Annotated in this window: 2 protein-coding genes and 1 pseudogene; all 3 read left to right on the top strand. The window is 64.5% G+C overall.

All coding sequences use genetic code 11. The annotated features are described in order from the left end of the window. On the top strand, positions 1-718 hold a 718-nt coding region (locus AUC71_RS13660; protein ID WP_158007857.1), incomplete at its 5' end, for a murein hydrolase activator EnvC family protein. Next, the gene (locus AUC71_RS13655; protein WP_083238387.1) at positions 718-2,052 is read left to right on the top strand and encodes a S41 family peptidase; all 1,335 of its coding nucleotides are present in this window, start codon (positions 718-720) and stop codon (positions 2,050-2,052) included. The genes AUC71_RS13660 and AUC71_RS13655, both read left to right, overlap by 1 nt. An 80-nt stretch (positions 2,053-2,132) precedes the next feature. After that, positions 2,133-2,777, top strand: a pseudogene (locus AUC71_RS20385) (hypothetical protein); the annotation flags it as partial.

The raw sequence follows: 2,777 nt of genomic DNA, 5'->3' as shown, positions 1-2,777 counted from the left end.
GAAGCAGGCGCAAGGCGAGGTGGAGCTCACCCAGCTCGATCAATCCGCAGAACAGCTCGCGGCCGAGGTCACCAATCTGAACGAGCTGATCGCGCGCCTCGACGTCCAGATCTCCAGGGCCGAGGTGGCACAATACGACGCCGAGATCGCCGCCGAAAAGGCCTTAAGAGCCCGCCTACAGCAGGAGGTCATGGCGACCCCCGCCAATGAGAACGTGATCGAGATCAAGCCGGAATCGACCAAAGTGGCGTTCGCCAGCCCGGATCGGCTGAAACCCGCCATGCCGTTCGAGCAGGCCAAGGGTACGCTCAGGCTGCCGGCCCAAGGGCGCCAAACCCATGGTTTTGGCGAGAACGACGCCACCGGGGCCGCGCTCCAGGGCGTTTCCCTTGAAACCCGCGAAGAAGCGCGGATTACCGCGCCCGCGGACGGCTGGGTGGTCTATTCCGGGCCCTTCCGCTCCTATGGGCAACTCTTGATAATCAATGCTGGCGGGGGCTATCATATTTTGCTTGCGGGAATGAACCGCATTGACGTGAGCCTCGGCCAATTCGTTCTTGCCGGTGAGCCCATCGCCGTGATGGGTAGCTTGGAAGCGTCGGGCGCCAGCAGCGACGAAGATTCACGCCCCGTCCTTTATGTGGAATTCAGGAAGGACGGAAGGCCAATAGACCCCGGCCCATGGTGGGCCGAGGCATCCGGGAAGGTGCAAGGATGATGCGGAGATCCGAATACGCGCTCTGGGCGCTTCTGGTGCTGGCTGTGCTCGCTGCCGGTTCGACGATGGTGAGCTTGGCCCGAAGCCAGTCGGCTTCCGCGGCGAACTCCGAAATTTATAAGCAGCTGGATCTCTTCGGCGAGGTGCTGGAGCGGGTGCGCGCCGACTATGTCGAGGAGCCCGAGGATGCCAAGCTGATCGAATCTGCGATCAATGGCATGCTGACCGCACTTGACCCGCATTCGGCCTATCTCAATCCGAAGCACTTCCGCGACATGCAAGTCCAGACCCGCGGCGAGTTCGGTGGGCTCGGTATCGAGGTCACCATGGAAGACGGCGTGGTCAAGGTCGTGGCACCCATCGAGGACACGCCCGCGGCACGCGCTGGATTGATGAGCGGTGACCTGATCACCCATCTGGACAAGGAGCAGATTCTCGGCCTCACGCTGCAAGAGGCCGTGGAAAAGATGCGGGGGCCGGTCAATTCGCCGATCGGGCTCACGATCGTGCGCAAGGGCGTCGAAGATCCCTTCGAAGTGAAGGTCGTCCGCGACATGATCCACATCAACCCGGTGAAGTACAACGCCGAGGGTGAGGATGTGGGCTATATCCGGGTGACGACATTCAACGAGCAGACCACCGAGAACCTTCAAGCGGCCGTCGACGATCTGAAGAAAAAGCTCGGCCCCAATCTCAAGGGCTATGTCATCGACCTGCGCAACAACCCGGGCGGCCTGCTCGACCAGGCCATCTCGGTGTCGGACGCCTTCCTCGATCAGGGTGCCATCGTGCTGACGCGCGGCCGTAACCTCGAGGAGACGCAGCGCTCGAACGCGCGGCAGGGCGACATCACTGACGGCAAGAAGATCGTGGTCTTGATCAACGGCGGCTCGGCTTCGGCTTCGGAGATCGTCGCCGGTGCACTCCAGGATCACGAGCGCGCGACGGTCGTCGGCACCCGTTCCTTCGGCAAGGGCTCCGTGCAGACGATTATCCCGCTCGGCTCCAATGGCGCCCTGCGGCTCACCACGGCACGCTACTACACGCCGTCTGGCCGCTCGATCCAGGCCAAGGGTATCGATCCCGAAATCGTGGTTGAAGAAGAGCTCCCGGAGGAGCTCAAGAAGAAGCAGGAAGTCCAGGGCATGCGCGGCGAGTCCAATCTGCGCGGCCACCTGCGGGGCGAGTTCGAAGATGATGAGGAGGAATCCGGAAGCTCGTCCTACGTGCCTGAGGACAAGGCGAAGGACACGCAGCTCAATTACGCCCTCGATCTGTTGAGAGGCATCAAGTCGGTCGACACGGATTCCAAGAAGAAGGCGGAAGCCAACTGAATCGTCGGCTCTGAACGCGGTGGCCTCGAGGCGGTGGCGCTAGCCCCAGACTACGGCCGGGAAGCGGGGAGGACAATGAAATGAAGGCGCTGGCCGTCGCTGCGGGTATCGTGTTCTGGACGTTGGTGCTCGGCGTCGCCGTGCTCATGTTCTTTCCTGCCGGCGAGGAAGGCGAGCCTGTCGCGGTCCTCCAGGTTGACGGTGCGCCACCCGCACCGGCAGCAGCCCCTGCGGGAGGCCCCGTGGGAGTCGATCTTCCCCCAGGCTTTTCCGTCACGGGCCCCTCCATGGCCCCCAGTGCGCAGCAGCCGCGCCCAGCCGCGCCGACGCTGGCGCCTCCGGGCCAGGGCACGACCATGATGCCCGTCACGCCCAACGCGCCCCCACCGGCGCCGCCAGGGCCTAGCGGGTCACTGGAGACGCCCGAGGGAGGCAGCGGAACCAAGGTGGCCGCCGCCGAACTGACAGCGGGCATCGACCAGACCGGCCTCGGTGCCGCTTGCACCGGTCCCGGTTCCCGCCCTGATCGAAGAATCGCCCTATGGGCCGCTGCCGAAGATCGCCATCGATGGGCGCCGCGCGCCGAGGTTTACTGCTCGCCCGTCCGAAATTTACGCGAACGTGGCGGGAGGGCCGCCGCGGGTCGCGGTGCTGCTCAACGGGCTCGGCGGTGCCCGGCGCGCCAGACGGAGACATCATCAAGGGCCTGCCGCCGCCGATCAGCA

It is taken from the genome of Methyloceanibacter marginalis, from assembly GCF_001723295.1.
GTDB lineage: Bacteria > Pseudomonadota > Alphaproteobacteria > Rhizobiales > Methyloligellaceae > Methyloceanibacter > Methyloceanibacter marginalis.
This window is presented reverse-complemented; position numbering and strand designations above follow the sequence as displayed.